27 protein-coding genes are annotated in these 26,845 nt (G+C 63.3%); 12 read left to right on the top strand and 15 right to left on the bottom strand.

What is annotated here, in order from left to right; genetic code table 11:
* Positions 1-27: 27 nt before the first annotated feature.
* The 4 genes from murJ (at position 28) to NKJ15_RS01310 (ending at position 4,369) form a co-directional block, all read left to right on the top strand.
* Positions 28-1,626, top strand: coding sequence for a murein biosynthesis integral membrane protein MurJ (murJ, locus tag NKJ15_RS01325; RefSeq protein WP_352813789.1), 1,599 nt, complete (start codon positions 28-30; stop codon positions 1,624-1,626).
* A 281-nt stretch (positions 1,627-1,907) separates the two neighbouring features.
* Positions 1,908-2,984 carry a tryptophan--tRNA ligase gene (trpS, locus tag NKJ15_RS01320; RefSeq protein WP_352613827.1) on the top strand — a complete coding sequence of 359 codons (1,077 nt, stop codon included), beginning with the start codon at positions 1,908-1,910 and terminating at the stop codon, positions 2,982-2,984.
* 185 nt (positions 2,985-3,169) lie between these two features.
* Positions 3,170-3,661 (top strand): universal stress protein, encoded by a 492-nt coding sequence (locus NKJ15_RS01315; RefSeq protein WP_023676385.1) that lies wholly within the window; start codon positions 3,170-3,172, stop codon positions 3,659-3,661.
* Positions 3,662-3,799: 138 nt separating this feature from the next.
* Positions 3,800-4,369: a NifU family protein gene (locus tag NKJ15_RS01310; RefSeq protein WP_352813787.1), complete on the top strand. Its 570-nt coding sequence runs from the start codon at positions 3,800-3,802 to the stop codon at positions 4,367-4,369.
* 110 nt (positions 4,370-4,479) lie between these two features.
* On the opposite strand, the gene NKJ15_RS01305 is transcribed toward NKJ15_RS01310, so the two are convergent.
* From NKJ15_RS01305 to NKJ15_RS01290, 4 genes are all read right to left on the bottom strand, one after another.
* Positions 4,480-5,097 carry a L,D-transpeptidase gene (locus tag NKJ15_RS01305; RefSeq protein ID WP_352448678.1) on the bottom strand — a complete coding sequence of 206 codons (618 nt, stop codon included), beginning with the start codon at positions 5,095-5,097 and terminating at the stop codon, positions 4,480-4,482.
* A gap of 339 nt (positions 5,098-5,436) precedes the next feature.
* Entirely contained in the window at positions 5,437-5,562 is a 126-nt protein-coding gene (locus tag NKJ15_RS01300) for a hypothetical protein (RefSeq protein WP_352448513.1), read from the bottom strand.
* Positions 5,563-5,691: a hypothetical protein gene (locus NKJ15_RS01295; protein ID WP_352813785.1), complete on the bottom strand. Its 129-nt coding sequence runs from the start codon at positions 5,689-5,691 to the stop codon at positions 5,563-5,565.
* 160 nt (positions 5,692-5,851) lie between these two features.
* Positions 5,852-6,178, bottom strand: a complete 327-nt coding sequence (locus NKJ15_RS01290) for a GYD domain-containing protein (protein WP_023676390.1) — start codon at positions 6,176-6,178, stop codon at positions 5,852-5,854.
* 151 nt (positions 6,179-6,329) lie between these two features.
* Here NKJ15_RS01290 and NKJ15_RS01285 point away from each other — a divergent pair, with 151 nt between their 5' ends.
* Both NKJ15_RS01285 and NKJ15_RS01280 read left to right on the top strand, forming a co-directional pair.
* Positions 6,330-6,629, top strand: coding sequence for a DUF1330 domain-containing protein (locus tag NKJ15_RS01285; protein WP_023676391.1), 300 nt, complete (start codon positions 6,330-6,332; stop codon positions 6,627-6,629).
* A gap of 1,205 nt (positions 6,630-7,834) precedes the next feature.
* Entirely contained in the window at positions 7,835-8,335 is a 501-nt protein-coding gene (locus NKJ15_RS01280; RefSeq protein ID WP_352814100.1) for an MmcB family DNA repair protein, read from the top strand.
* An 89-nt stretch (positions 8,336-8,424) separates the two neighbouring features.
* Here NKJ15_RS01280 and NKJ15_RS01275 read toward each other — a convergent pair whose 3' ends face one another.
* The 10 genes from NKJ15_RS01275 to NKJ15_RS01230 all read right to left on the bottom strand — a co-directional run bounded on the left by NKJ15_RS01275 (position 8,425) and on the right by NKJ15_RS01230 (position 18,566).
* On the bottom strand, positions 8,425-8,724 hold the full coding sequence (locus NKJ15_RS01275; RefSeq protein ID WP_352813783.1) for a hypothetical protein: 300 nt from the start codon (positions 8,722-8,724) through the stop codon (positions 8,425-8,427).
* Positions 8,725-8,748: 24 nt separating this feature from the next.
* Complete coding sequence (locus NKJ15_RS01270; RefSeq protein WP_352448516.1) at positions 8,749-9,111, bottom strand: nuclear transport factor 2 family protein; 363 nt, start codon at positions 9,109-9,111, stop codon at positions 8,749-8,751.
* 85 nt (positions 9,112-9,196) lie between these two features.
* The gene (locus tag NKJ15_RS01265; protein ID WP_352448517.1) at positions 9,197-9,670 is read right to left on the bottom strand and encodes a carboxymuconolactone decarboxylase family protein; all 474 of its coding nucleotides are present in this window, start codon (positions 9,668-9,670) and stop codon (positions 9,197-9,199) included.
* Positions 9,671-9,781: 111 nt separating this feature from the next.
* A complete protein-coding gene (locus tag NKJ15_RS01260) occupies positions 9,782-11,338 on the bottom strand; it encodes an alpha/beta fold hydrolase (protein ID WP_352813781.1) in 1,557 nt (518 codons plus the stop codon).
* Positions 11,339-11,443: 105 nt separating this feature from the next.
* Positions 11,444-11,752, bottom strand: a complete 309-nt coding sequence (locus NKJ15_RS01255; RefSeq protein WP_352813779.1) for a formate dehydrogenase subunit delta — start codon at positions 11,750-11,752, stop codon at positions 11,444-11,446.
* Positions 11,742-12,572 carry a formate dehydrogenase accessory sulfurtransferase FdhD gene (fdhD, locus tag NKJ15_RS01250; protein WP_352813777.1) on the bottom strand — a complete coding sequence of 277 codons (831 nt, stop codon included), beginning with the start codon at positions 12,570-12,572 and terminating at the stop codon, positions 11,742-11,744. Before fdhD ends, NKJ15_RS01255 begins: the two co-directional genes overlap by 11 nt.
* Positions 12,573-12,575: 3 nt before the next feature.
* Entirely contained in the window at positions 12,576-15,488 is a 2,913-nt protein-coding gene (gene fdhF, locus NKJ15_RS01245; RefSeq protein WP_352813775.1) for a formate dehydrogenase subunit alpha, read from the bottom strand.
* Positions 15,489-15,500: 12 nt separating this feature from the next.
* Complete coding sequence (locus tag NKJ15_RS01240; RefSeq protein ID WP_352613835.1) at positions 15,501-17,057, bottom strand: formate dehydrogenase beta subunit; 1,557 nt, start codon at positions 17,055-17,057, stop codon at positions 15,501-15,503.
* Positions 17,054-17,533, bottom strand: a complete 480-nt coding sequence (locus NKJ15_RS01235; RefSeq protein ID WP_352813773.1) for a formate dehydrogenase subunit gamma — start codon at positions 17,531-17,533, stop codon at positions 17,054-17,056. The genes NKJ15_RS01240 and NKJ15_RS01235 overlap by 4 nt, the downstream gene beginning before the upstream one ends.
* Before the next feature lie 133 nt (positions 17,534-17,666).
* A complete protein-coding gene (locus tag NKJ15_RS01230) occupies positions 17,667-18,566 on the bottom strand; it encodes a LysR family transcriptional regulator (RefSeq protein WP_352470186.1) in 900 nt (299 codons plus the stop codon).
* Positions 18,567-18,760: 194 nt separating this feature from the next.
* Between NKJ15_RS01230 and NKJ15_RS01225 the strand changes: the two genes are divergently transcribed.
* Together NKJ15_RS01225 and NKJ15_RS01220 are read left to right on the top strand one after the other, a co-directional pair.
* A complete protein-coding gene (locus tag NKJ15_RS01225) occupies positions 18,761-19,402 on the top strand; it encodes a DUF47 family protein (protein WP_352613837.1) in 642 nt (213 codons plus the stop codon).
* Complete coding sequence (locus NKJ15_RS01220) at positions 19,402-20,409, top strand: inorganic phosphate transporter (protein ID WP_352813771.1); 1,008 nt, start codon at positions 19,402-19,404, stop codon at positions 20,407-20,409. Before NKJ15_RS01225 ends, NKJ15_RS01220 begins: the two co-directional genes overlap by 1 nt.
* Positions 20,410-20,450: 41 nt before the next feature.
* Here NKJ15_RS01220 and NKJ15_RS01215 read toward each other — a convergent pair whose 3' ends face one another.
* Positions 20,451-20,828, bottom strand: coding sequence for a VOC family protein (locus NKJ15_RS01215; RefSeq protein ID WP_352813769.1), 378 nt, complete (start codon positions 20,826-20,828; stop codon positions 20,451-20,453).
* Between the two features lie 194 nt (positions 20,829-21,022).
* Between NKJ15_RS01215 and NKJ15_RS01210 the strand changes: the two genes are divergently transcribed.
* The 4 genes from NKJ15_RS01210 to chrA all read left to right on the top strand — a co-directional run bounded on the left by NKJ15_RS01210 (position 21,023) and on the right by chrA (position 26,787).
* On the top strand, positions 21,023-22,207 hold the full coding sequence (locus tag NKJ15_RS01210; protein ID WP_352469992.1) for an Mrp/NBP35 family ATP-binding protein: 1,185 nt from the start codon (positions 21,023-21,025) through the stop codon (positions 22,205-22,207).
* A 237-nt stretch (positions 22,208-22,444) separates the two neighbouring features.
* Positions 22,445-24,250 carry an IlvD/Edd family dehydratase gene (locus NKJ15_RS01205; protein ID WP_352813767.1) on the top strand — a complete coding sequence of 602 codons (1,806 nt, stop codon included), beginning with the start codon at positions 22,445-22,447 and terminating at the stop codon, positions 24,248-24,250.
* A gap of 318 nt (positions 24,251-24,568) precedes the next feature.
* Complete coding sequence (locus NKJ15_RS01200) at positions 24,569-25,402, top strand: chromate resistance protein ChrB domain-containing protein (RefSeq protein WP_352813765.1); 834 nt, start codon at positions 24,569-24,571, stop codon at positions 25,400-25,402.
* On the top strand, positions 25,399-26,787 hold the full coding sequence (gene chrA / locus NKJ15_RS01195) for a chromate efflux transporter (RefSeq protein WP_352813763.1): 1,389 nt from the start codon (positions 25,399-25,401) through the stop codon (positions 26,785-26,787). The genes NKJ15_RS01200 and chrA overlap by 4 nt, the downstream gene beginning before the upstream one ends.
* Positions 26,788-26,845: the final 58 nt, after the last annotated feature.

Raw genomic sequence — 26,845 nt, 5'->3', positions numbered from 1 at the left:
CCAATCGCACAGGCAGTCTTCAAGCGCATGAGCCTTGTCAAGAAATTCGCCACGGTCGCTTCCGGCACGCTGATGAGCCGCGCCCTCGGTTTCGGCCGCGAGATGCTGATGGCTGCCGCACTCGGCACCGGGCCGATCGCCGACGCCTTCAACGCCGCCTTCCAGTTTCCCAACACCTTTCGCCGGCTGTTCGCCGAAGGCGCCTTCAATGCCGCCTTCGTGCCGCTGTTCGCCAAGGAGATCGAGACACACGGCACCGACGGCGCCAAGCGCTTTTCCGAAGAGGTGTTCGGCGTCTTGTTCACGGCGCTTCTGGCGCTGACCATCGCCATGGAACTGGCGATGCCGCTGATCGTGCGCTATCTGGTGGCGCCGGGCTTTGCCGACACGCCGGGAAAATTCGAGACGACGGTGGCGCTGGCGACCGTCATGTTCCCCTACCTGATCTGCATGTCGCTCGGCGCCATGATGGCCGGCATGCTGAATTCGCTGCGCCGCTATTTCGCCGCTGCGGTGGCGCCGGTGTTCCTCAACGTCATCCTTATCGCCGTGCTTGCCTATGCCTGGTACAAGAGTTCGGACGCCCGCACCGTTGGTTTCGGCCTGGCTTGGGGCGTGCTGGCGGCCGGCCTGGTGCAGCTGGCGATCGTCTGGGCGGCGGTGCGCCATGCCGGCATTTCGATCGGCTTCCGGCGGCCGAAGATGACGCCGAACGTCAAGCGGCTGCTGATCCTGGCGCTGCCGGCGGCGATCACCGGCGGCATCACCCAGATCAACCAGCTGATCGGCACGGCGATCGCATCGGCGCAGGACAGTGCGGTGTCGTCGCTGGCCTATGCCGACCGCGTCTACCAGCTGCCGCTGGGCGTCGTCGGCGTCGCTGTCGCCATCGTGCTGTTGCCGGAACTGTCGCGGGCGCTGAAATCGGGCAATCTGGTCGAGGCCGCCAATCTGCAGAACCGCTCGGTCGAGTTTACCCTTTTCATGACCTTGCCTGCGGCGGCCGCGCTGCTGGTCATGTCCGAGCCGATCGTGCGGCTGGTCTATGAGCGCGGCGCCTTTGCCGCCAACAATTCGACGCCGACGGTCGCGGCAATCCTGGCGATCTTCGGGCTCGGCCTGCCGGCCTTCGTGCTGATCAAGGCGTTCACCCCAGGCTATTTCGCTCGCGAGGACACGCGCACGCCGATGATTTTCGCCGCCATCTCGGTGGCGGTTAACATTACGACGGCACTGACGCTGTTTCCGACGATGGGCGCGCCCGGCATTGCCGTTGCCTCCGCTGTCGCCGGCTGGGTCAATGCGGCGATGCTGCTCGCCGTGCTGATCCGACGCGGCCATTGGGGCCGCGACGTGCCGCTCATGAAACGGATCCCGCGGCTGGTGCTGTCGGCGGCGGTGATGGCCGCGGCGCTCTATTTTGCCGAACACTGGTTCGCCGCAAGGCTCGCCTCCGGCTCGCCGCTGGTGATCAAGGCGGTAACGCTGCTAGCGCTCGTCGCCGGCGGGGCGCTGCTTTACTTCGTCACCGCCTTCGCCACCGGCGGTGCCGATTTCGGCATGATCCGCCGCAATATCGGGCGCAAGGGCTCCCAGCCGGTCAAGGAGCAATCTCCGGATCCGTGAGGGGGAAAATTCATCAGCGCCAATTTTGTTCTTGCTTTGTGCCGGCAGCTATGCTATTAATTTCGGTATGGTGCTAATTGGCTCCAACGACCCGCCCACCGAGGCGGGTTTTTGTTTCTGGTCGGCGCCATCCCTCAAACAGCCTTCTGTTCGGCCGACGTCAAAGCCTGCGCGCCCTGGCCAACGCCCCTCTTGATCGTCTCCTCGCTCTCGTCCATAAGCGCGCCGTCGCAAGACTTTCGCCGCGCGCGAAACGGCCCTCCACAAGCCAGGGAAACACCATGACCGATCAGCCCCCCTTCAAACCGCTCGTTTTTTCCGGCGTCCAGCCAACCGGCAATCTGCATCTCGGCAATTATCTCGGCGCCATCAAGAAATTCGTCGCCCTGCAGGACACCTCCGACTGTATCTATTGCGTCGTCGATCTGCATTCGCTGACCGCACAGCTCGTCTATGAGGATCTTCAGGACCAGACGCGTTCGATCACCGCGGCGTTTCTCGCCTCGGGCATCGACCCGAAAAAACACATCGTCTTCAACCAGTCGCGGGTGATGCAGCACGCCGAGCTTGCCTGGATCTTCAACTGCGTGGCGCGCATCGGTTGGATGAACCGCATGACGCAGTTCAAGGACAAGGCCGGCAAGGACCGCGAGAACGCCTCGCTCGGCCTGCTCGCCTATCCCTCCCTGATGGCCGCCGACATCCTCGTCTACCGCGCCACCCACGTGCCGGTCGGCGACGACCAGAAGCAGCATCTGGAGCTGACCCGCGACATCGCGCAGAAATTCAACAACGACTTTTCGGACCGCATCGCAGCGCTTGGCGTCGGCGTCGAAATGGAGGTCGGCGAAGAGACGGTGAACGGCTATTTCCCGCTGACCGAGCCGGTCATCGGCGGCCCGGCAGCGCGCATCATGTCGCTGCGCGACGGTTCGAAGAAGATGTCGAAATCCGATCCGTCGGACCTGTCGCGCATCAACCTGACCGACGATGCCGACGCCATCTCGAAGAAAATCCGCAAGGCCAAGACCGACCCGGAGGCTTTGCCCGGCGAACTGGACGGGCTTGCCGGCCGGCCGGAAGCGGAAAACCTCGTCGGCATCTATGCCGGCCTCGCCGAAATCTCGAAAGAGGCGGTGCTGAAGGAATATGGCGGCCAGCAGTTTTCGGTGTTCAAGCCGGCGCTGGCCGACCTTGCGGTGGAAAAGCTGGCGCCGATCGCCGGCGAGATGCGCCGCATCTCCGGCGACCGCGCCTATGTCGACGCGGTGCTGCGCGATGGCGGCGAGCGTGCCGGCACATTGGCCGAAGCGACCATGAAGACCGTGCGCGACATTATCGGCCTGCTGCAAGGCTAATGCATGTCGCGCAAAAGTGTGCAGCGGTTTTGCGATAACGACATGCATAAAACAGGAACCTGAAGCGCGTCGCTGGTCGAACGCATCGCGCTTTAAGCTGCACCAGCATTGCCACAGCCGCCGGTCGCTTGCGGGCGGGCTGTGGCGGTGGCAGATTGCGGCCGAAACCATCGAACAGGGTGAATATGGTCTCCAAACGCCTCAGCCGCGAAGTCGGTCATCGCCGCAAGTTCCTGGCGATCATCGACGATACGCCCGAATGCGAGCGCGCCGTCGCCTACGCCTCGAAGCGGGCGCAAAGCACGGGCGGCGTGCTGGTGCTGCTCTATGTCATCGAGCCGGATGATTTCCAGCACTGGCTGGGCGTCGAGAAGATCATGCGCGAGGAGGCGACCGCCACGGCGCGTGCCGCACTGGACAGCTACGCCAACAAGGTGCGCCAGAAGCTCGGCATCGAGCCGGAACTGGTGGTCCGCGAGGGCAAGCCTACCGAAGAGATCCACAAGCTGATCGAGGAAGACCAGGACATCGCCATTCTGGTGCTGGCGGCAGGCGCCGGCAAGGAAGGCCCAGGGCCGCTGGTCGGCGCGGTCGCCGGCAAGGGCGCCGCCTTTCCGATTCCCGTCACGGTGGTGCCGCAGAACCTGTCGGACGAGGAGATCGACAGCCTCGCCTGAGCGCGCCTCGCGCAAGGCAGGGGTAAAACATTCCGCCTGCCGCTACCGCCGGCGATGCCTTTCGCTTGAATGTCGGGCGGATAAAGCCTAATTAGAATTATTCCAAACTAGCTGCCCGAAACGGGCACGGAGACGGCCATGTTCATCCAGACCGAGTCGACGCCAAACCCGGCGACGCTGAAATTCCTGCCCGGCAAGGAAGTGCTGCATGAAGGCACCGCCGATTTCCGCGATGCCGATAGCGCCGCGACGGCTTCGCCGCTCGCCGGCCGGCTGTTCGAAATCCCCGGCGTCACCGGCGTCTTCTTCGGCTATGATTTCATCACCGTGACCAAGGACGGCCCCGACTGGCAGCATCTGAAGCCGGCTATCCTCGGCGCCATCATGGAGCATTTCATGTCCGGCGCGCCGGTGATGGCCAAGGCCGGCCCCGCCGCCGAGACCAGCCAGACCGGCGAATTCTACGACAAGGCCGACGAGGAGCTGGTCGTCACCATCAAGGAGCTGCTCGACACGCGGGTGCGCCCGGCGGTGGCCCAGGACGGCGGCGACATCACCTTCCGCGGCTTCGAGAACGGCACCGTGTTCCTGCACATGAAGGGCGCCTGCGCCGGCTGCCCGTCGTCGACCGCGACGCTGAAGCACGGCATCCAGAACCTACTCCGGCACTTTGTGCCGGAAGTGCAGCACGTCGAACAGGTCTCCTGACGCGACGTTCCATCGTCAACGTCGATAGACAACAAAAAACCGGGCCAAAGTGCCCGGTTTTCTGTTTGCGACGTCTGTGTTGTTGCCTAGACGGTCCGCGTATAAGGGTTTTATATCACAATGACCTTGGCGCCGACCGAGGTGCGGTCGTAGAGGTCGATAATGTCCTGGTTCATCAGCCGGATGCAGCCCGACGACATCGCCTTGCCGATCGAATTCCATTCCGGGCTGCCATGCAGGCGATAACCCATGTCGCCGCCCTTGTTGAACAGGTACATGGCGCGCGCGCCGAGCGGGTTCTTCAACCCCGGCTCCATGCCACCGGCAAACTTGGCCAACTCCGGCTGCCGCTTGATCATCTGCGAAGGCGGTGTCCAGGTCGGCCATTCGCGCTTCAGCGCGATATGGGCGGTGCCGTGCCATTCGAAACCCTCACGGCCGACGCCGATGCCGTAGCGCATCGCTTCGCCGTCGCCCATGACGAAGTAGAGGAACTTGTTCTGCGTATCGACGATGATGGTGCCCGGCTTTTCCCTGGTGTCGTAGTCGACGATCTGCCGGCGGTATTTGAACGGCACCTTTTCGATCGGAACGCGCGGCAGGTGATAGCCGGCGTCGGTCACCGCGCCGTAGTTGTTGGTGAAGATCTGCGAGCCGATGGTGCTGCAACCGGCGACAGCCGTCGACAGCGCCAGGGCCGCGACGATTGCAAGTGACTTCATGCGCATGAAAAGGTCCGATGCCTGCCCAAACAACAGCGGCTCGAGTCGGCCGCTTTTTTCATCTTCATTCATGCTGGCATTTGCTTTGCTTGCCAAGCGGGCGATGCCTATATCCTTGCGCTTGCATGCTGGTAAACCTGCGACTATGGCATTTCGGCAACAGCCCCCGCAGGATTATGTTGCAAAATCAATGGGGCCAGGAACAAGAACCCCGAGCCGAGGAAATCACTCATGGATGTCGGTGACGCTGCCCGGCGCTCTGGCCTGCGGCCAAGATCATCCGTCGCAACGAGGAGATCGGCCTGAGACGCGGCCGCCGCAAGGGAAAGTCCAGACAGGCCGGGTTTAATAAAGGACGCCGCGAAGCACGGTCCAGGCCAGAAGCCCGAACGTGCCGATCACCACCAATGCACCAAGGACCGTACCGATCTTTTCAGGCAATCCATCGGGGCGACCAGGATCGTTGGCCATTCAACTATCGATCATGAGGTAGGGCGCACCAAACACGGCAACGATAATTGCCCCAAGCACCGCCCAGCCTCTGATGGCCGAGCGGATTTCCTCCGGCGTCGCCGATTTCCGGTCGTCATCTTCCGTCATCTAATGCTCCTCGTAAAACACCGTAGCCGACATTGAAAGCGCAAGCTGCCGGCGCTGCCAAGTGCCGCAGTGGACTCTTTTGCGCAAAAGTTTAGGAACGTGCGCCGTCCGAGAGCAAGCGTTCCCCAGCCTTCGACACTCCGCAAAGCGCGGGCGGCGGTCACGATCCCGGCGGGCGGTACCGGATCGACTTCGCTTTGCCAAGCGCGTCCATCGTCTCTTCGACACTTAACAGGACGGTGGTCTGGTACGAGCTGAGCGCGCCTCCCGCACCGATGGCCAGCATGACGGATGCCATCGACACGTTGTCCGGCGCCTCCCATAGGTTCCAGCCATCGTACTCTCCGAAGGCATACCAGAACCCGTGCAGCTTTCCGCCGACCGACTCGATGTAGGAACGGGCAGCCTCGCGTCTATCCTCGGGATTATCCATCAAGCGCGCCCAGGTTTCGGGCCTGTAGCTGAATCGCGTGAGATACATCGGCATGGTTCGTCTCCTCCCAGAGCTGCCCCCACCAAGACAGTTAAGCGCCCCAATCCGGGAGAACGCGAGTCGTTTCCGAGGCGTAGTACCGCTGGCTTAGTTGCGGGGCCGCTAATAGACCTGTTTCAATGTTTTTTTTCCGGGAGTAAGGTCAATGGCCGCATATCTCATTGCTGATGTCGACATAACCGACGCCGCCGTTTTCGAGGAATACCGCCGGGACGTGCCGGCAACCGAAGCCCGCTACGGGGGGAGGTATATCGCTCGCGGCGGAGCCACCAAAGTTCTGGAGGGCGATTGGGAACCTCATCGCCTCGTCATTGTCGAATTCCCGGACATGGCGTCCCTCCTGGCATGGTACGACTCTCCAGAATACGGCCGCCTCAAAACCATCCGCGAACGCTGCGCAAAGACGAGAATCATTGCCCTGGAGGGCATGATGCCGGTTAGCTGAGGGCCGGGTCGATGACAATGGCAAGTCTGAGTTGCCATATCTGGTGCGGCCCGGCGACGGGACAGGAGCATTCTGATATGAATCAGCAAGCTTTAGACTTGCGGGCGGGAAATGACGGCCAATGATGGGAGGATGACGCCGGAAGCACTCATTGAACGGGACCTGCAAATCAATATGACCCAACACCCGATCGGCAGGCGGTGTTACAGCGTGACCTAGGGTTGTGTCATGGCGTTGAAAATGCCGGCGCCAACTATCGCACATAAGGCTGCGGCCCCAAGCCCTCCCACAATGATGCACCACCAGGCGCGGCCATTTCCCCGAAGCACGGGATTCATTTTTATCATCCGTCGCGCCAGAAGCCCTTGGTAGAGTGCATAAGAAGACCCGAAACCGGCTAGCCAAATAACAGAAAATACGACGCCCCGCGTGAGCATCCTGTTGAGCCTGGTCTGCTCGACCGTCAAACTTGCATTCTCAGTAACCATGCTTCGCCACCTTGTTGATTATGCTGCGACCACTATCGGGCCTGCAGCGGTGAATATTAGATCAACCGCGACGCCTCGCGAAAACATAGCTCCCCTCACCAGTAGGAAACGCATTCATAACGCGAGCGGCCCGCCTTGTGGAAGGGGCGGGCCTTTATCGTTTCTCAAAAGGCAATTATGCACTTTACAAACAGGAAGGCCTGAAGACGCGGGTAGGCCCTTCTTCGGGCTTGATCACCAGCACAACGTTTTCTGGGTTTGCCAAGGCAACAACATCACGTAGGCCGCAAAATCGTCTTCAGGGAAATGGTTGAAGCCACCACCGGCTACAAACATTTGCGGGTGCTTGCTGCCGCCAAAGCTATCCTCGACGCTGTTAAGTTGTTGGAAGGGGGCGCGCTCTGCCAGCCATTCCTGTATGCTCTCGAAGAGAATGGGCAGGCCGTTCGGGCTCGATAGATCTTCAGCAGAAGACGTACAAGCGCCACGCCGCTCACGACGCTCATTGTGACTCAGCCTTGCCTAACGGGCCTTCTTGCCCGTCTCCAGCCGTTCGAAAGCAGCTTCGTTGTGGAAGTGTGGCTCGAAAAGGACACTCATAACCCGGATTCCTACTGTGGATTCAAGGTATCATGCACATCGCCGTGTTTGTAAAGTGGGTAATCGCCCATCAAAACCAGGGTTCAAACCGTGAACAAAATCTGGCATGGTGCCGCCATGCCGATCATCTCACCTCTACCCCTCAATCCGCTCATCGACGGCCGCCAGTCGGAGCGCGCCATGTTGGTCAGGCGTGGCGTGCAGCGGCTGCTCAGGCAGATGGGCGCGCATGTCTTGCCCGAACTGTCGCTGGCCACCGGCCGGCGCGCCGATCTCGTCGCGCTGACCCGCCAGGGCGACATCTGGATCATCGAAATCAAATCCTCGATCGAGGATTTCAGGGTCGACCGCAAATGGCCTGACTACCGGCTGCATTCCGACCGCTTCTTCTTCGCCACCCATCCCGGCGTGCCTTCGGAAATTTTTCCGCAGGAGTGCGGGTTCATTCTCTCCGACGGCTACGGTGCCGAGATTTTGCGCGATGCGCCCGAGCACCGCATGGCAGCGGCGACGCGCAAGGCGCTGATGCTGCGGATCGCACGCGCCGGTGCGTCGCGGCTGCTCGCGGCCGAGCTTGCCGGCGTGTCGGTGTCGGCGCTGGAAGGCGAGAGCGAGTAGAGCTCTCCTGCAGACGTCGCGCTGCCCCTCATCCGGCTGCCGCCACCTTCTCCCCGTAAGTGACGGGGAGAAGGGAGTAAGCCGGACTGCTATTCCACGATGCGGTAGATGTTCCACAGGCTGGTGCCCCACACGAGGTAGGGCTCCATCTCCTTGCGCCATTTAGCGTGCGCATCGATCTTGCCAATGTTGGCGAAGAAGGCCTCCAATTGGGCGAGGCTTTCGACCTGCTGGTGGGACTTGATCGTCGCTTCCCGCGCGCCGATCGATCCGGTCATGATCTGGAACTTGAGGTCGTCGACACCGACCAGCGAGCCGATCTCGCGTTCCCATTCTTTAACAGTTCGAGCACGGTCTGCTTGTGGCCGAACTTGGCGTCGATCTGCCATCTGGCACTGAACATCGCCGCCTCCTTATTCGTCCCAGGCCTGCACGACGGTCTGCCGTGCGATCTGGCCGTTCTTCAGCTCCAGCATCGCCGCGCAGAATACCTTGGTCCCGTCCGGATAGGAGCAGGCCTGGGTGAAGGCGAGGTTGTTGCCGTCGGCAATGGTGGTGTCGACCTTGTGGGTCATCGCCCGACTGCAAATGTCGTCCCAGAATGTAGTGATCGCAGCGCGCCCGCGGATTTCGCGCGGCTTGCTCGGCGGGTTGTTGCGGTCGATCACCCGCACCAATGCGTCGTCGGCATAGAAGCTCGCCAGCAATTTTCCATCACGGCCCTCAATCGCCTTCTTGATCGCAGCGCCGTCTATCGTCTGTGTCTTGGTCAGCATTTTTTCCTCCATAGGCCCGTTTTCTCGGATCGGGTGGTTGCTTGATCAGCCACTGCCCGGCGCTCGCCGCCGGGCAGTGGCTTCTTCACTGTGACTTCGCCTTGACGGCCGCGAACACCTCGTCGGACTGCTTCTTGAAAGTGGCGAGATCGACCTGGCTGCCGTTGAGCATCGTCGACCAGTGGCGCACGATCGCCGCCATCGCCACCGCCTCCTTGATCTCCTCGTCGCTGGCGCCATTGAGCTTGGCCGCCTGCGTGTGGAAATAGATGCAGTACTGGCAGGGGATCTGCGAGGCGACGGCGAGGCCCATCAATTCCTTGGTCTTGCCGTCGAGCGCGGTGTTCGGGTTGAGCTGCACGCCCTTGATCTCGGCCCAGGCGCCGGCAACGGCGACATCCGGCAGCGTCTTGAACATGTCCGGTACCGAGCCGAGCGTTGCCTGGATGTCCTTGTAGGCAGCCGTCGCCGAGGCGTCTTCGGCCTTGGCAGGAACGATCGCCAACAGCGCGCCAACGCCTGCCGCCAGCACCAGTGATTTGAGTGTCGACTTCAGCATTTTATTCCTCCCTTCGCAGCGCCTTTCCCGGCGATATCCGCCTGGCCTGCATGGGACGAAGTGATAGCGCTTACGCATGCCCGGCCGCTTCGCCCGAAAGCGCCATGGCTGCTATGGCCCGTGCGGGCCAGCATGCCGGGCCGAGAACGCCGCCGCCGCCGCCCGCGACGGCAGGTCCAGCTTGAGCAGAATATTGGCGACGTGACGCTTGACGGTGTGTTCGCTCAGCCCGAGTTCGGCGGCGATCGCGGCATTGCTCTTGCCATCGGCGATGAGGTTCACCACCTCGCTTTCGCGCGCCGTCAGTGCGGCCGGCTCGGCAGCAGCCTTGGCCTTCGGCCGGCAGGCTGGCTCCAGATGCTGTTCCGAGGTCGCCTGCACCAGCGCCAGCGGTTCATCCAGCTCGTCAAGCGCGATGCGCCCGGCGTCATTGAAATGAAGGCCTGAACCGGCGGCGAGGTCGGCGACCAGCCGCGAAGCGAGGATGTCGCCGCGCCCGGCATGCGCGGCAAGCTGCATCGTCACGCGCGCCGTCAACCCCGTCGGCGGCCCACGCAACTCGACCTCGCCGACATGCACGCCCTGCGCGCTGGCGACGCCGATCTCCTGCGCCGCGTCGCGCAGCGTCGCCGCGCAGCGTACGGCCCGCGCCGGGCCGTCGAAACGCGCCATCATCAGCTCGCCATGCGTGCCGGCCGGGCGGCCGCCATGGCGCCCGACCGTAAGCCGCCATGTTTCCTGAAAACGCTGGCTGCGCTCGCTCCACATGCGGTCGCCAAGCCGCGCCGTGTCGTAGATCCGGGTGACCAGCAGTGCAGCCAGCACGCGCTCGGCCTCGGCAACGGCGCGCGCTCCGGTCAGGAATTCCTCGATCAGATCGGCCACCCGGTCGATATCGCCGGTCCAGATCGGGTGGTCGCGCCCGGCCACCTCGACCAGCCGCGAATTCGGGATCTTCCTTGCCAGGAAGCGGCTGGCCTCCGGGTCGACGCGCGCATCGTTGCGGCGATGGATGAGCAGCGTCGGTGCGCTGATCGCCGCCAGCACGCCGCGCACGTCGATAGCCGCATTCATGCGGGCTAGGGCGATTGCCGCGGTCGGGCTCGCCGACAGCCGCTCGAAGCGCGCCCACCATGTGGCGAAACGCGGATCGTCGACACGGCCGGGCGCGAAATGCGGCAGGGTGGCGCCGGTGCCCCATGCGGTCTCCGCCGTCGCGATGAACGCCTCAAGGCGTTCCGGCGGCATCACCCATTTGTGGAAATGCGCATAGCCGCCATAAAGCGCCAGCGCCCGCGTCCGCTCCGGGTAGGTGGCGGCGAACAGCATTGCCATCGGCGCGCCTTCCGAAGCGCCGAGCAAGGCGGCGCGGCCGCTGCCGGTCGCATCCATCACCGCGCGTACATCGTCCATGCGGGTTTCGAGGCTGGGCAGGTGGTGGACATCGACGCGGTCGGACAGGCCGGTGCCGCGCTTGTCGAACAGGATCAGCCGTGAGAACGCGGAAAGCCGCTTCAACAGCCGGGTGTAGCCCTCGTCTTCCCAGTGCAGGTCGAGATTGGAAATGAAACCCGGCACGAAGACGAGGTCGAGCGATCCCTGGCCGACCACCTGATAGGCGATCCGCACGTCGCCACTGAGCGCGTATCGAGTTTCGATCGGCCTCACGAGTTGTCCGCCCGACCCGACGATTTCTTATCGCCGGATCATAGCAGAGGCGCGCGGCCTGCGGCAGATGAAACTTCAGAGAGTGTGAATGTGGGCCCGCGGCGCCTACTTCTGTGACGCGGCGGCAGTCTCGGTGTTCGCTCCGCCGACGCTGAAACCTGCGCCCTCCGGCGCGCCCGGCCGCTTGATGTGTGGCGCGGCCGCGACGACAAGCTCGTTGAACCCCTCGCCACCGCTGTCCAGCATCTCGAACAATTGCCGGCGCATCCTCGGCTCCCAGAAATTGTTGATGTGCTCGGCGACGCCGGCAATGCCTTGCTCGCGCGGCTTTGAGTGGAAAAAGGCGGCAATCTGGTTGGCCATGCGAACCAGCTTTTCGCTGGTGCTCATGAGGTGGCCTTCGTCATGCGACATGCTTGGCAACTCCGGAAACCACGCGGTCAGGATGGGTGAAAATATCGAAATCGTCGCCGCGCACCAGCGCCACCAGCGTCATGCCGGAATCGTCCGCGGTGCGGATGGCAAGTGCGGTCGGCGCCGAGACGGCAATGATGACGGCCGAGCCGATCGCCGCGGTCTTCTGCACCATCTCGACCGAAACGCGCGACGTGACGACGACGGCCCCCGACCTGCCGTCGATACCGGCTTTGGCCAGCGCGCCAGCCAGCTTGTCCAGCGCGTTATGGCGGCCGACATCCTCGCGCGCCATGACGATGCCCTTGCCGGGAAGGTAAAAACCGGCGGCGTGGACGGCACCGGTCTCGGCGTGCAGCGGCTGCAGCTTCGACAAAAGCTTGACCGAGCGGACGATGTCATTGGCCTGAAGTGTAAGTTGCGACGCACCGACCGGGTTTACCGAGCGCATCGCCTCCTCGATCGATTCGATGCCGCACAGCCCGCAGCCGACCGGGCCGGCCAGGCGTCTGCGACGCGCTTCGAAGCGGGTGTTGGCCTGGTCCTTCAGCCGGATCTGGATATCGATGCCGGCGCCGTGATCCTCGACCTCGATCGCTTCGATTTCGTCCGGCGAGGCAATGATGCCTTCGGTCAGCGGGAAGCCGAGCGCGAAATCCTCGAAATCAGCCGGGCTTGCCATCATCACCGCATGCGTGGTGCCGGCAAAGGAGAACGCCACCGGCGTCTCTTCCGGCACCATGCGGTTGGCGGCCGCAGTGCCGCCGGCGCGGCGCGCGAGACGCGAGATCTGCGCAATGGCTTTGCGGCGCGCGGTCAAGGACTACTCCGCCGCTTCCAACTTCGCGATGCGGCGGCTTTGCTTTGCCTGCTCGTCATAGTCGCGCTGCCATTCCGACGGGCCGTTGGATGCACCCACCTGCACCGCGGTCACCTTGTATTCCGGGCAGTTGGTCGCCCAGTCGGAGAAGTCGGTGGTGATGACGTTAGCCTGGGTGTCGGGATGGTGGAAGGTCGTATAGACGACGCCCGGCGACACCCGCTCGGTGATCAGCGCGCGCAGCGTCGTCTCGCCCGAGCGGCTGGTCAGCCGCACCCAGTCGCCATCGCGCAGGCCGCGATTTTCGGCATCGTGCGGATGGATCTCCAGCCGGTCCTCGCTATGCCAGACCACGTTGTCGGTGCGCCGGGTCTGCGCGCCGACATTGTATTGCGACAGGATGCGGCCGGTGGTCAGCAGCAGCGGGAAGCGCGGTCCGGTCCTTTCGTCGGTCGCGACATATTCGGTGCGGATGAACTTGCCCTTGCCGCGCACGAAGCCGCCGATATGCATGATCGGCGTGCCTTCCGGCGACTTCTCGTTGCAGGGCCACTGCACCGAGCCCACCCGGTCGAGAAGGTCGAAGGAAACGCAGGCGAAACTTGGTGTTGTCTTGGCGATCTCGTCCATGATCTGGGACGGATGCGTGTAGTTCCAGCCGAGGCCGAGCGCCTTGGCGAGCTCCTGCGTCGCTTCCCAGTCGGCATAGCCGCATTTCGGCTCCATTACCTTGCGCACCATGTTGATGCGGCGCTCGGCATTGGTGAAGGTGCCGTCCTTCTCGAGGAACGTCGAGCCGGGCAGGAACACATGCGCGTAGTTGGCCGTCTCGTTGAGGAAGAGGTCGTGCACGACGACGCATTCCATCGCGGCGAGACCGGCGGCGACATGCTTGGTGTCGGGGTCCGACTGCAGGATGTCCTCGCCCTGCACATAGAGCCCCTTGAACGAGCCGTCGACGGCCGCATCCAGCATATTGGGGATGCGCAGGCCGGGCTCGTCGTCGAGCTTGACGCCCCACAGGCTCTCATAGATGGCGCGCACCGCGTCGCCTGAAATGTGGCGATAGCCGGGAAGCTCGTGCGGGAACGAGCCCATGTCGCAGGAGCCCTGCACATTGTTCTGGCCGCGCAGCGGGTTCACGCCGACGCCCGGCCGGCCGATATTGCCGGTCGCCATGGCGAGGTTGGCAATGGCGATGACGGTGGTCGAGCCCTGGCTGTGCTCGGTCACGCCGAGGCCGTAATAGATCGCGCCGTTGCCGCCGCGAGCATAGAGCCGCGCCGCGCCGCGTATGTCGTCGGGATCGACATTTGCAAGCTGGCCGACCACTTCCGGGCTGTTTTCCGGCAGCGCCACGAACGATGCCCAGTCCTGGAACTCGTCCCAGTCGCAGCGCTCGCGGATGAAGGCCTCGTCGAACAGGCCCTCGGTGACGATGACATGGGCAAGTGCGGTCAGCATGGCGACGTTGGTGCCCGGCTTCAGCGGCAGATGGAACTGCGCCTCGACGTGGGCCGAGCGCACGATGTCGGTGCGGCGCGGATCGAGCACGATCAGCTTGGCGCCCTCGCGCATGCGCTTCTTCATGCGCGAGGCGAACACCGGATGCGCATCGGTCGGATTGGCGCCGATCAGCAGGATCACGTCCGTCTGCTCGATCGAATCGAAGTCCTGCGTGCCGGCGGAGGTGCCGAAGGTCTGGCCGAGGCCATAGCCGGTCGGCGAATGGCAGACACGGGCGCAGGTATCGACATTGTTGTTGCGGAAGCCCTGCCGGACCAGCTTCTGGACGAGGTAGGTCTCCTCGTTGGTGCAGCGCGACGAGGTGATGCCGCCGATCGAGGTGCGGCCGTACTGGTACTGGATGCGGCGGAATTCGTTGGCGGTATGGGTGAGCGCCTCTTCCCACGACACTTCGCGCCAGGGATCACTGACCTTCTCGCGGATCATTGGCTTCAGGATCCGGTCCTTGTGCGTCGCATAGCCATAGGCGAAGCGGCCCTTGACGCAGGAGTGGCCGTGGTTGGCCTTGCCTGCCTTGTAGGGCATCATGCGGATGACCTCGTCGCCCTTGACCTCGGCCTTGAACGAGCAGCCGACGCCGCAATAGGCGCAGGTGGTGACGGTCGAGCGCTCGGGTAGGCCTTTCGCCAGCACGGTCTTTTCCCTCAGCGCATCGGTCGGGCAGGCCTGCACGCAGGCCCCGCACGACACGCATTCGGAATCGACGAACGCCTCGTGCATGCCGGCCGAGACCCTGGATTCGAAGCCGCGGCCCTCGATGGTCAGCGCGAACGTGCCCTGCACCTCCTCGCAGGCGCGCACGCAGCGCGAGCAGACGATGCACTGCGTCGGATCATAGGTGAAATACGGGTTCGATTCGTCGCGGGCGATGTAATCGATGGTCAGCGAGCCATGGCCGGGCGCCACGCCGTTTTGCTGCTTGACGTGGTTGCGGCCGTCCACGCCATAGCGGTTCTCGGTCAGGCCGACCGTCGTGACGACCTTGTCGAACTCGCTGGCGCCGGTGCCGGCCTTCTCGCCCCACGCCGCCGGGTGGTCGGAGACGTAGAGTTCCATCACGCCGCGGCGAATGGCGTTCAGCCGATCGGTCTGCGTATGCACGACCATGCCTTCGCCGACCGGCGTAGTGCATGAAGCCGGCGTGCCGCCGCGCCCGTCGATCTCGACGAGGCAGACCCGGCAGGAGCCGAACGAGTCCAGCATGTCGGTGGCGCAGAGTTTCGGGATTTCGACGCCGGCTTCCATCGATGCGCGCATGATCGAGGTCCCCGCCGGCACTGTTATCGACTTGCCGTCGACCGTCAGCGTCACTTGCTGCTCGGCTTCAGAGGCAGGTGTGCCGTAGTCGATTTCCTGGACCAGCGATTTGATGTCGAATGCCGCGTTCATGGCTGTCCGCTCCTATTCCGCTGCTTCGGCGACCGGCGTCGGCCGAAAGTCGTCCGGGAAATGGTTGAGTGCACTCATCACTGGATATGGGGTGAAGCCGCCGAGAGCGCAAAGCGAGCCGAACTTCATTGTGTTGCAAAGGTCGGTGACCAGCGCGATCTGCTTTTCGGGTTCGACGTTCTGGGCGAGCCTGTCCAGCACCTCGACACCGCGAGTCGAGCCGATGCGGCACGGCGTGCACTTGCCGCAGCTCTCGATGGCGCAGAATTCCATGGCAAAGCGTGCCTGCTTCAGCATGTCGGCGCTGTCGTCGAAAACGACGATGCCGGCATGGCCGATCAGCCCGTCCTTGGCGGCAAACGCTTCGTAGTCGAACGGCGTGTCGAACAGCGCGCGCGGGAAGTAGGCGCCGAGCGGGCCACCCACCTGCACCGCTTTGACCGGGCGTCCCGTCGCCGTGCCGCCGCCGATATCGTCGACGATCTCGCCCAGCGTCATGCCGAACGCCGCCTCGTAGAGACCGGGATACTTGACGTTGCCGGCAATCTGGATCGGGATGGTGCCGCGTGAACGGCCCATGCCGAAATCCTTGTAGAAGGCAGCGCCCTTGTCCATGATCACCGGCACCGAGGCCAGCGAGATGACGTTGTTGATCACCGTCGGCTTGCCGAACAGGCCCTTGTGCGCCGGCAGCGGCGGCTTGGCCCGCACCTGCCCGCGCTTGCCTTCGAGGCTGTCGAGCAGCGCGGTCTCCTCGCCGCAGACATAGGCGCCGGCGCCGACCCGCACTTCCATGTCGAATGAATTGGCCGAGCCGAGCACATTGACGCCGAGCACGCCGGCCTTGCGGGCGATCTCGACGGCCTTCTGCATCACCGCCACCGCATGCGGATATTCCGAGCGGATATAGATGAAGCCCTTGGTCGCGCCGGTGGCGATGCCGGCGATCGCCATGCCTTCGATCAGCACGAAGGGGTCGCCTTCCATGATCATGCGGTCGGCGAACGTGCCGGAATCGCCTTCATCGGCATTGCAGACGATGTATTTGCGGTCGGCCGACGTATCGAGCACAGTTTTCCATTTGATGCCGGTCGGGAAGCCGGCGCCGCCGCGACCGCGCAGCCCGGACTCGGTCACCTGCTTGACGACCTCGGCCGGCGTCATCGCCACTGCATTCTGCAGGCCCTTCAGCCCGCCATGCGCCTTGTAGTGGTCGAGCGACAGCGGATCGGTGACGCCGCAGCGCGCAAAGGTCAGCCGTGTCTGCCTTGCTAGGAACGGGATCTTGTCCGGTGCGCCCAGCCAGCGCTTGTGGTGGCCCCCGGTGAGGAAGCCGCAGTCGAACAGGCTTTTGACGTCGGATGGCTTCACCGGCCCGTAGGCGACGCGGCCAGTGGCTGTCGCAACCTCGACCATAGGCTCGAGGAAATAGGCGCCGCGCGAGCCGTTGCGCACGATCTTGGCCTCGATGCCGCGCTCGGCCAATTCCGCACGAACCGCCTTGGCAACCTTTTCCGCACCGAGCGCCAGCGCGCCGGAATCGCCGGGAATATAGATACGCGGGATCATGAGCGCACCTCGGCAACGATCTCGTTGAGCTTTTCGTCGTCGAGCCGCCCGATCACCTCCCCGTCCAGCATTGCCGACGGCGAGCAGGCGCAAAGGCCGAGGCAATAGACCGGCTCCAGTGTCACCGAACCGTCGCGGGTTGTCTCGTGGAAACCGATGCCCAGCAATGATTTGAGCTTGGCGGCAATCGCATCCGAGCCCAACGACTGGCAGGCTTCCGCCTGGCAGAGCTTCAGCACATGGCGGCCGGCGGGCTGGCTGCGGTAATCGTGATAGAAGGTGACGACGCCATGAACCTCGGCCCTGGAGATGTTCAGCACCTCGGCGATGATCGGCAGTGCGTCCTGCGGCACATAACCGAACTCTTCCTGTATGCCGTGCAGGATCGGCAACAGCGGGCCTTCGAGGCCTTTCAGCTCGTGGATGATCGCCGCCGTGCGCGATGCGATCTCGGTACTTGCTAGCTGCATCGTCATGCAGCGCCCTCCCTGGTCGTGGCGGTATTCCGCTAAGTGGTTAGGAAATCAGAGGAAACCCGCTAAATCAATAAAGCCGATCCGTTGCTCGATAGAAATTTTCTATCGTTCGCGTTCACCAGCATTGTCTAGCCTAGCGGCGGCCGTGGAAATCGTCCGCCAGCGCCATTGCCTCGTCCAACAGCGCCGAGACCAGCGGCGTGTGCGGTTCGCGCCGCGCCGCCACCAGCCCGACCGTGTGGCTGGCATCCGGCTCGACGATCGGGATCGCCCGGATCGGCTCGGAAAAACCGAAGGTTTCCGCAAGGTTAAGCGGCATGATCGACGACCATTTGCCGGTGCGGATATGCGAAAACAGCACGATCATCGAGTTGGATTCCAATGTCGGCCGCACCTGCACGCCGGCTTCGGCCAGATGCTGGTCGATGATGCGGCGGTTCTGCATGTCCGGCGTCAGCAGGCAGAGCGGCAGCTGGCTGAGTTCCGCCCATGTCACTTTGTCGCGGTCGAAATAGGGGTTCCCGACCGCGGTGATCAGCTGATAGCGCTCGTCATAGAGCGGCACGCTAGTGACGCGTCCGAGCGGCTCGTTGTCGAGATAGGTGATGCCGGCGTCGATGTCGAAATTGCCGAGCAGCGATAGCACCTCGATCGAGGTGCGCGACAGCACCGAGAAGGTGACGCCGGGATGCTTTGCCCGAAACGGCGTCGTCAGTCGCGCCACCATGGCCAGCGCCGTCGGGATCGCGGCGATGCGGATGCGCCCCGACAGGCCGTGGCGCGCCGCCCGCATCTCCTCGCGCATGGTCCTGCTATCGCCGACGATGCGGCGCGCCCACACCAACACCTGCTTGCCTTCCGGCGTCAATCCCTGGAAGCGCGAGCCGCGCAGCACCAGCATCACGCCGAGCTGGCCTTCCAGCTGCTTGATGCCGGCCGAAAGCGTCGGTTGGGTGACGCCGCACACCTCCGCCGCCCGGCCGAAATGTTCTTCCCTGGCAAGTGCTATGAAGAATTCCAGCTTATCGATCATGCCGTCGGGAGCCTGTCACGGACGCTGTGTCCGATTGTAGCGCGCAACGTCGTGGAAATCGTCTTCGGCCGCAAGCCGCGTGTGTAAATCGTCCGCATCCACATCTTTCAGCCGGCTTACTGTTTCCGGCGATGGAATGCGGCGCTATGTGGATGAGACGGGGTCGTGGACTGGACACGACGGGAGTACCGAACATGCTGGGCTGGTTCCGCAAGCTTTTGCCGCGCGAAGATCGCTTCTTCGACCTGTTCGAGCGGCATTCCCGCACCGTGGTCGGTGGCGCCGAGGCACTGCAGCAGCTTTTGCAGGGCAACGACATCGACCGCTGGTGTCAGACGATCATCGATCTCGAGAACGAAGCCGATCAGATCACCGCGGAAGTGCTGCTGGCCGTGCGCCGCTCCTTCATCACGCCCTTCGACCGCGGCGACATCAAGGACCTGATCCAGTCGATGGATGATGCCATCGATATGATGCACAAAACCGTCAAGACGGTAAGGCTGTTCGAGAAGAAGGAATTCGACCCGCTGATGCAGGAAATGGGAGGTGTCATCGTCGAGGCCGCCAAGTTGGTGGCCGAGGCGATCCCGCTGCTCGGCAAGGTCGGGGCGCATACGGTGCGCCTCAACGCCATCGCCGAGGAGGTCATGCGCGCCGAAGGCCGGGCCGACGACCTGCACGAGCAGGGCCTGAAGGACCTGTTCAAGCGGCACGGCCGCAGCGATCCGATGGCCTATCTGATCGGCAGCGAGATTTACGGCCAGCTGGAAAAGGTGGTCGATCGCTTCGAGGACGTCGCCAACGAAATCAGCGGCATCGTCATCGAGAACGTATAGTGTCAGAAGCCGCAATAGCCATTCCCGTGCTGGTCGGCCTTGTCGTCGTCGCGCTGTTCTTCGATTTCCTCAACGGCCTGCACGATGCCGCCAACTCCATCGCCACCATCGTCTCCACCCGGGTGCTGCGGCCGCACTATGCGGTGTTCTGGGCGGCCTTCTTCAATTTCATCGCCTTCATGTTCTTCGGTCTTCACGTAGCGGAGACGCTCGGAACCGGCATCATCGACGCCAGCATCGTCACGCCGGCAGTAATCTTCGCAGCACTTGTCGGCGCCATCGTCTGGAATGTCGTCACCTGGCTCGTCGGAATCCCGTCCAGTAGCTCGCACGCTCTGATCGGCGGTTTGGTCGGCGCCGGCGTTGCCAAGGCAGGCACCGGTGCCATCGTCTGGGCCGGGTTGGGCAAGACGACGGCGGCCATCGTGCTGTCGCCGGCGGCAGGCTTTCTGCTGGCGCTTGTCTTGATCCTCGCGGTCTCGTGGCTGTTCGTGCGGCAGACGCCGTTCGCCGTCGACAGCACCTTCCGCGTCATGCAGTTCTTTTCCGCCTCGCTCTATTCGCTCGGCCATGGCGGCAACGACGCGCAGAAGACCATGGGCATCATCGCCGTGCTGCTCTATTCGCAAGGCATGCTCGGCGCGAATTTTTACGTGCCGCTGTGGGTCGTCATCACCTGTCAGTCGGCGCTGGCGCTGGGCACGTTGCTCGGCGGCTGGCGCATCGTCCACACCATGGGCTCGAAGATCACCCGGCTGAACCCGATGCAGGGTTTCTGCGCCGAGACCGGCGGAGCGATCACCCTGTTCGCCGCCACCTGGCTCGGTATTCCGGTATCGACCACGCACACGATCACCGGCGCTATCATCGGCGTCGGCGCCGCCCGCCGCGTCTCCGCCGTTCGCTGGGGCATTGCCGGCAACATCGTGGTCGCATGGATCGTCACCTTGCCGGCAACCGCGGCGATCGCGGCTCTCACCTACTTCGCGGTCGGTCTGGCAAGGTGATGTGAGCATCATGGCGCCTGGAGCCGCCTCTGGCGCGGCGACTACCGGTCCACAAGATTCAGGATGTTGCCGTCCGGATCCCTGAACCATGCGACCTTCATGCCGTGACCGACATGGATGTCACCCTCAAGCGTCAGCCCGGGCATGTCGTGATGCTCGAAGGTCACGCCCTTCGATTTCAATGCCTCAACGATCTTGCCGAGTTCGTCGCCGACCGTCCATGTCACAGCCGTCGCCTTGTTGGTCCCAGCGAAGTTCGAACGGTAGACGTTGATGCTGGTGTCGCCGCTTTTATAGACGATCAGTTCGCCACCTTCATTGTGCACCTCTTTCAGGCCAAGGACCCCTTCGTAGAATGCCCTGGCCTTGGCCAGGTCCTTCACGGCGAGATTGGCCGTCGCGTTGCTGTTTGCGAGCATGATTCGTCTCCTTCCCTGGCTGTCATTCCATGCTCATGAAATAGGCTGCGCTGACGATTTGGCGACGGCTGCTCCCACTGGAAATGCCGTCATATGCTCGCTGCCTCCCCGATACGCCGCTGCAATTGGTGGTCCATCGCTTGGTTCTGTTCCGGAACTGCATTATCTGGAGCGGAAAAGTAGAGGAAAAACTCATGCCCGCCGCCAATGAAAACGTGACCAAGGAAATCGTTATCGAGCGCCTGAAGACGGTCAATGGGCCGGATTTCACCGGCAATATCGTCGACCTCGGCCTGGTTTCCGAGATTTTCATTGCCGATGCCAAGGTGTTCTTTTCGATAACCGTTCCCGCTGCCCGTGCCCAGGAGATGGAACCGCTGCGTGCGGCGGCCGAACGTGTCGTCAAGGCGATCCCCGGTGTTGCCGGCGCCGTGGTCGCGCTGACGGCGGAAAAGAAGGGCGGCGGCATGGAGGCGCCGGTTCCGCAAAGACCGGCTCAGAGGCCCGCTCCGCCGGCCGCACCTGCGCGTCCCACGCCGCAGGCGCCCGCCTCGCACAGCCAGGGCAAGCGCGGCGTACCCGGCATCGAAGCGATCATCGCCGTCGCTTCCGGCAAGGGCGGCGTCGGCAAGTCGACCACCGCCGTCAATATCGCCCTTGGGCTTGCCGCCAACGGGCTGCGGGTCGGGGTGCTCGATGCCGACATTTATGGCCCTTCCATGCCGCGTCTGCTCAACATTCGTGGCAGGCCGCAGACCGTCGACGGCAAGATCCTGAAGCCGATGCAGAATTATGGCCTCAAGGTCATGTCGATGGGCTTCCTCGTCGATGAGGAGACGCCGATGATCTGGCGCGGGCCGATGGTGATGTCGGCATTGACGCAGATGCTGCGCGAGGTCGAATGGGGACCGCTTGATGTGCTCGTCGTCGACATGCCGCCCGGCACCGGTGACGCCCAGCTGACCATGGCCCAACAGGTGCCGCTGGCCGGCGCCGTCATCGTCTCGACGCCACAGGACCTGGCCCTGATCGATGCGCGCAAAGGCCTCAACATGTTCAGAAAGGTCGACGTGCCGCTATTGGGTATCGTCGAAAACATGAGCTATTTTCTCGCCCCCGATACGGGAAAACGCTACGACATCTTCGGCCATGGCGGCGCCCGCCGCGAGGCCGAGCGTCTCGGCGTCACCTTCCTTGGCGAAGTGCCGCTCGAGATGGGCATCCGCGAAAGCTCCGATGCCGGCACGCCGGTGGTGGTCTCCAAGCCGGATGGCGCTGAGGCGAAAATCTATCGCGACATCGCCGCCAAGGTCTGGGACCGCGTCAATGAAGAGCGCGGCGCGGCCGAGGCTGCAGTGCCGAGCATCGTGTTCGAGTGATGCGGATGTCCCTCCCCAAGTGGGCCCCTTGAGGGGGAGGGTGGCCGGAAGGGTCAGGTAGGGTCCGCGGCGACGCGCTCCAACTCTCCGGGATAGCGGGCTGACAAACCACGATCCCGTCTGGCGCGGAGGCAGATGTATGTCTTTCGTACCAAAGAGCGGATTCGGATGGCGCGTGCCCCTTGCCTGCTCCCGCGCGTTGTCATATCGATTTGTCATACAAATACGGAGACCACGATGGCAGGCGCCCCCACCCACAAGAAGAAATTTCGCTCGCAGGAGTGGTTCGACAATCCCGACAATCCGGGCATGACGGCACTCTATCTGGAGCGCTACCTGAATTACGGGCTGACGCGGGCCGAACTGATGTCCGGCAAGCCGCTGATCGGCATCGCCCAGACCGGCTCGGACCTGTCGCCCTGCAACCGCCATCACATCGAACTGGCCAAGCGCGTGCGCGAAGGCATCGTCTCGATGGGTGGCATCCCTTTCGAGTTCCCTTGCCACCCGATCCAGGAGACCGGCAAGCGGCCGACTGCTGCACTTGACCGCAACCTTGCCTATCTCAGCCTGGTAGAGGTGCTCTACGGCTATCCGCTCGACGGCGTAGTGCTCACCATCGGCTGCGACAAGACGACGCCAGCCATGCTGATGGCCGCGGCCACCGTCAACATTCCGGCTATCGCGCTTTCGGTCGGCCCGATGCTCAACGGCTGGCACAAGGGCAAGCGCACCGGCTCCGGCACCATCGTCTGGGAATCGCGCCAGCGCCTGTCGGCCGGCGAGATTGGCTATGACGAGTTCATGGATATCGTTGCCTCCTCGGCGCCGTCGACCGGCTATTGCAACACGATGGGTACCGCCACCACGATGAATTCGCTGGCCGAGGCGCTCGGCATGCAATTGCCGGGCTCGGCCGCTATCCCCGCCCCCTATCGCGAGCGCGGCCAGATCGCCTACGAGACCGGAAAGCGCATCGTCGACATGGTGCATGAGGATCTGAAGCCGTCCGACATTATGACCCGTAAGGCCTTCGAGAACGCCATCGTCGTCAACTCGGCGATCGGCGGCTCGACCAACGCGCCGATCCACCTCAACGCCATCGCCCGCCATCTCGGCGTGCCGCTCGACAATGACGATTGGCAGAAGGTCGGCCTCAACATACCGCTCATCGTCAATCTGCAGCCGACGGGCGAATATCTCGGCGAGGACTATCACCATGCCGGCGGCGTGCCGGCCGTGGTCGCCGAACTGATGAAGGGCGGCCTGCTGCCCTATCCGGAAGCCATGACAGCTAATGGCAAGACCATCGGTGACAATTGCAGGGGCGCCGTCAACGAGAACCTCGACGTCATCCGCACGGTTGCCGAGCCGCTGAAAGCCAATGCCGGCTTCATCAGTCTCAAGGGCAATCTGTTCGATTCGGCGATCATGAAGACCAGCGGCATCTCGCCCGAGTTCCGCGAGCGCTATCTGTCGAACCCGAAGGACCCCGAAGCCTTCGAGGGCAACGCCATGGTGTTCGACGGGCCCGAGGATTACCACGCCCGCATCGACGATCCGGCACAAGGCATCGACGAGCACACCATCCTGTTCATGCGCGGCGCCGGCCCGATCGGCTATCCGGGCGGCGCCGAAGTCGTCAACATGCAGCCGCCGGCCTATCTGATCAAAAAGGGCATCCACGCGCTGGCCTGTATCGGCGACGGCCGCCAGTCGGGCACGTCGGGTTCGCCCTCGATCCTCAACGCCTCGCCGGAAGCCGCCATCGGCGGCGGGCTGGCGCTGCTGAAGACCGGTGACCGCGTCCGCGTCGATCTGCGCAAGGGCACCGCCGATATCCTCGTCAGCGACGACGAGATCACGCGGCGGCGCACCGAACTGCAGAACAATGGCGGCTATCACTATCCCAAGCACCAGACGCCGTGGCAGGAGATCCAGCGCGGCATGGTCGACCAGTTTTCCGAAGGCATGGTGCTGAAGCCGGCGGTAAAATACCAGGATGTGGCTCATACAAGCGGGGTGCCGAGGGACAATCACTGACCAGGGTCCGTCGCATGAGCCAGCCGCCGGTGCAGGCAATTTGCCGAGGTCAGCGCCAGGAGGGGTAGGGGTGGGGTCACATCGCAGAGCGAAAGCCTCGGCTTTCCACCTGCGATAGCCTGCCGCTAATGGGCAGAAATGCCCGGCACAGGGTTGGACGCGGTCATTTGTCAACAGCGATTGCTCCCGCGAGAACGGCAATGCTTGACAAGCGAGCGCGACAAATCCACGATCATCGCAAGGGGTTAATCGCGACGACCCCGTGAGGCGTCAGCCCAATGTTCGCGTCCAAGCTTCTCTTTCCAGGAGGTGGACGCCATGCCGTCGACAACAACCATCACCGTACCGCAACTATCCCGTCTGATTGGTCTGCCGGGTGCACCCGCGATCATCGATGTCCGCATCGACGATGACTACAACGCCGACCCGCGACTGCTGCCGGGGTCGGATCGGCGTGATTTCAGGACTGTCTCGAACTGGGCTGCCGACTTCGCCGGCTGGCAAGTGACAGTCGTCTGCGAACAGGGAAAAAAGCTCTCGCAAGGCGTGGCCGCATGGCTGCGCCACGAGGGCATTGCCGCCGAATCGCTCGACGGCGGGTTTGAAGACTGGCGCGACGCCAAGGGGCTTCTCGTTGACGCCCGCAAGATACCGCCCCGCGATGACAAGGGCCGCACCGTTTGGGTGACGCGTACGCGCCCGAAGGTCGACCGCATCGCCTGCCCCTGGCTGATTCGGCGCTTCATCGATCCTCACGCGGTCTTTCTCTTCGTCGAGCCGGCCGAAGTGTCGGCCGTCGCCGATCGCTTTCAGGCCGTGCCTTTCGACATTGAGAACGTGTTCTGGAGCCATCGCGGCGAACGCTGCACCTTCGACACCATGATCGAGGAGTTCGGGCTTAAATCCGAAGCACTCGATCGCTTGGCCACGATCATACGCGCTGCCGATACTGCGAGCCTCGATCTTGTTCCACAGGCGGCCGGGTTCCTGGCCGCCTCGCTTGGCCTGTCACGGATGTTTCGCAACGATCTGGAGCAGCTCGAGGCCGGCATGCTGCTCTATGATATGTTCTTCCGCTGGTGCCGCGATGCCACCGAGGAGACGCATAACTGGCCGGCCGCCGGCACAGTCAGCGCGGGCAAGCCATCGTGAGCGCCGTCCTATCGAAAAAGCCGGCGGAGATTCAGGAGCCCGCTGTGCCGAGCTTCCGGCAGGCCGTGAAGGTCTGGGCAAAAATCGGCGTGCTCAGCTTTGGCGGCCCGGCCGGGCAGATCGCGCTCATGCACAAGGAACTGGTCGAGGAACGGCGCTGGATCGGCGAACAGCGCTTCCTGCATGCGTTGAACTACTGCATGCTGCTGCCTGGCCCTGAGGCCCAGCAGCTCGCCATCTATATCGGCTGGTTGCTGCACAAAACGGCCGGCGGCCTTGTTGCCGGCATTCTCTTCGTCGTGCCGGGCGCGCTTGTCATGCTCGTCCTGAGCAGCCTTTATGCGCTCTATGGCGATGTACCACTCGTCTCGGCGCTGTTTTTCGGGGTCAAGGCGACCGTGCTCGCCATTGTCATCGAGGCGGTGATCCGGATCGGCAAACGCGCGCTGAAAAACCCGGTCATGGTGTCGATCGCACTCGCTGCCTTCATCGCCATCTACGCGTTGAACGTGCCGTTTCCGCTGATCGTGCTGCTTGCCGGGCTGGCAGGCTGGATCGGCAACCGTAGTGCGCCGGCATTTTTTTCCGGCGCCTCGCATGGCAAGGGCGATGTTCCCGACATAAAGGGCGTGGTCGATCTGATGTTCGAGCGCGGCGAACTGACCCACGTCAGGCCGACACGATGGCACGCGCCGCGCACTTTGGCGATCTGGCTGCCGATCTGGCTGGGGCCTGTTCTGCTGGTCTGGGCTTTCACCGGCCCTGCCAGCGTCTGGACGCAAATCGGTGGCTTCTTCAGTGTCATGGCGGTCGTCACCTTCGGCGGCGCCTACGCAGCCCTTGCCTATGTCGCGCAGGCAGCGGTCGAGTACTTCGGCTGGCTGGCACCCGGTGAAATGGTCGACGGCCTTGGACTTGCCGAAACCACGCCGGGTCCGCTCATCCTGGTCTTGCAGTTCGTCGGCTTCGTTGCCGCGTTCCGCCAGCCGGGCTTGCTGGCGCCGCTGGTTGCCGGACTGTTTGGCGGGCTGTTCACGCTGTGGGCGACGTTTACCCCATGTTTCCTATGGATATTCCTTGGCGCGCCTTACATCGAAGCGCTGCGCGGCAACAAGGCGCTGTCGGCGGCGCTCGGTGCGATCACCGCCGCCGTCGTCGGCGTCATCATGAATCTCGCTCTATGGTTCGGCTTGCACGTCATCTTCGGCGAAGTGCGCAATGTCGGGCTTGGAATGGACGTGCCGGTGCTTTCATCGATAGACTGGCGCGCGGCGCTGCTTTCCTGTGCCTCGATGATCGCCATTCTGAAGCTGAAGATCGGTATGCTGCCGACGCTTGCCGGATCGGCGCTGGCCGGTGTCTTGTTGCTGGCGGTAAGTAGCTGATGCCTGCAAGGACTTGAAGCGCATCGCCTGAATCTACTTAAACGCGACGCTTGGATGC

The sequence above is a fragment of the Mesorhizobium sp. M0207 genome, assembly GCF_040321995.1.
Classification (GTDB): Bacteria; Pseudomonadota; Alphaproteobacteria; order Rhizobiales; family Rhizobiaceae; genus Mesorhizobium.
Note: the sequence above shows the minus strand (reverse complement) of the source record. Positions and strands in the feature narration are given on the sequence as shown.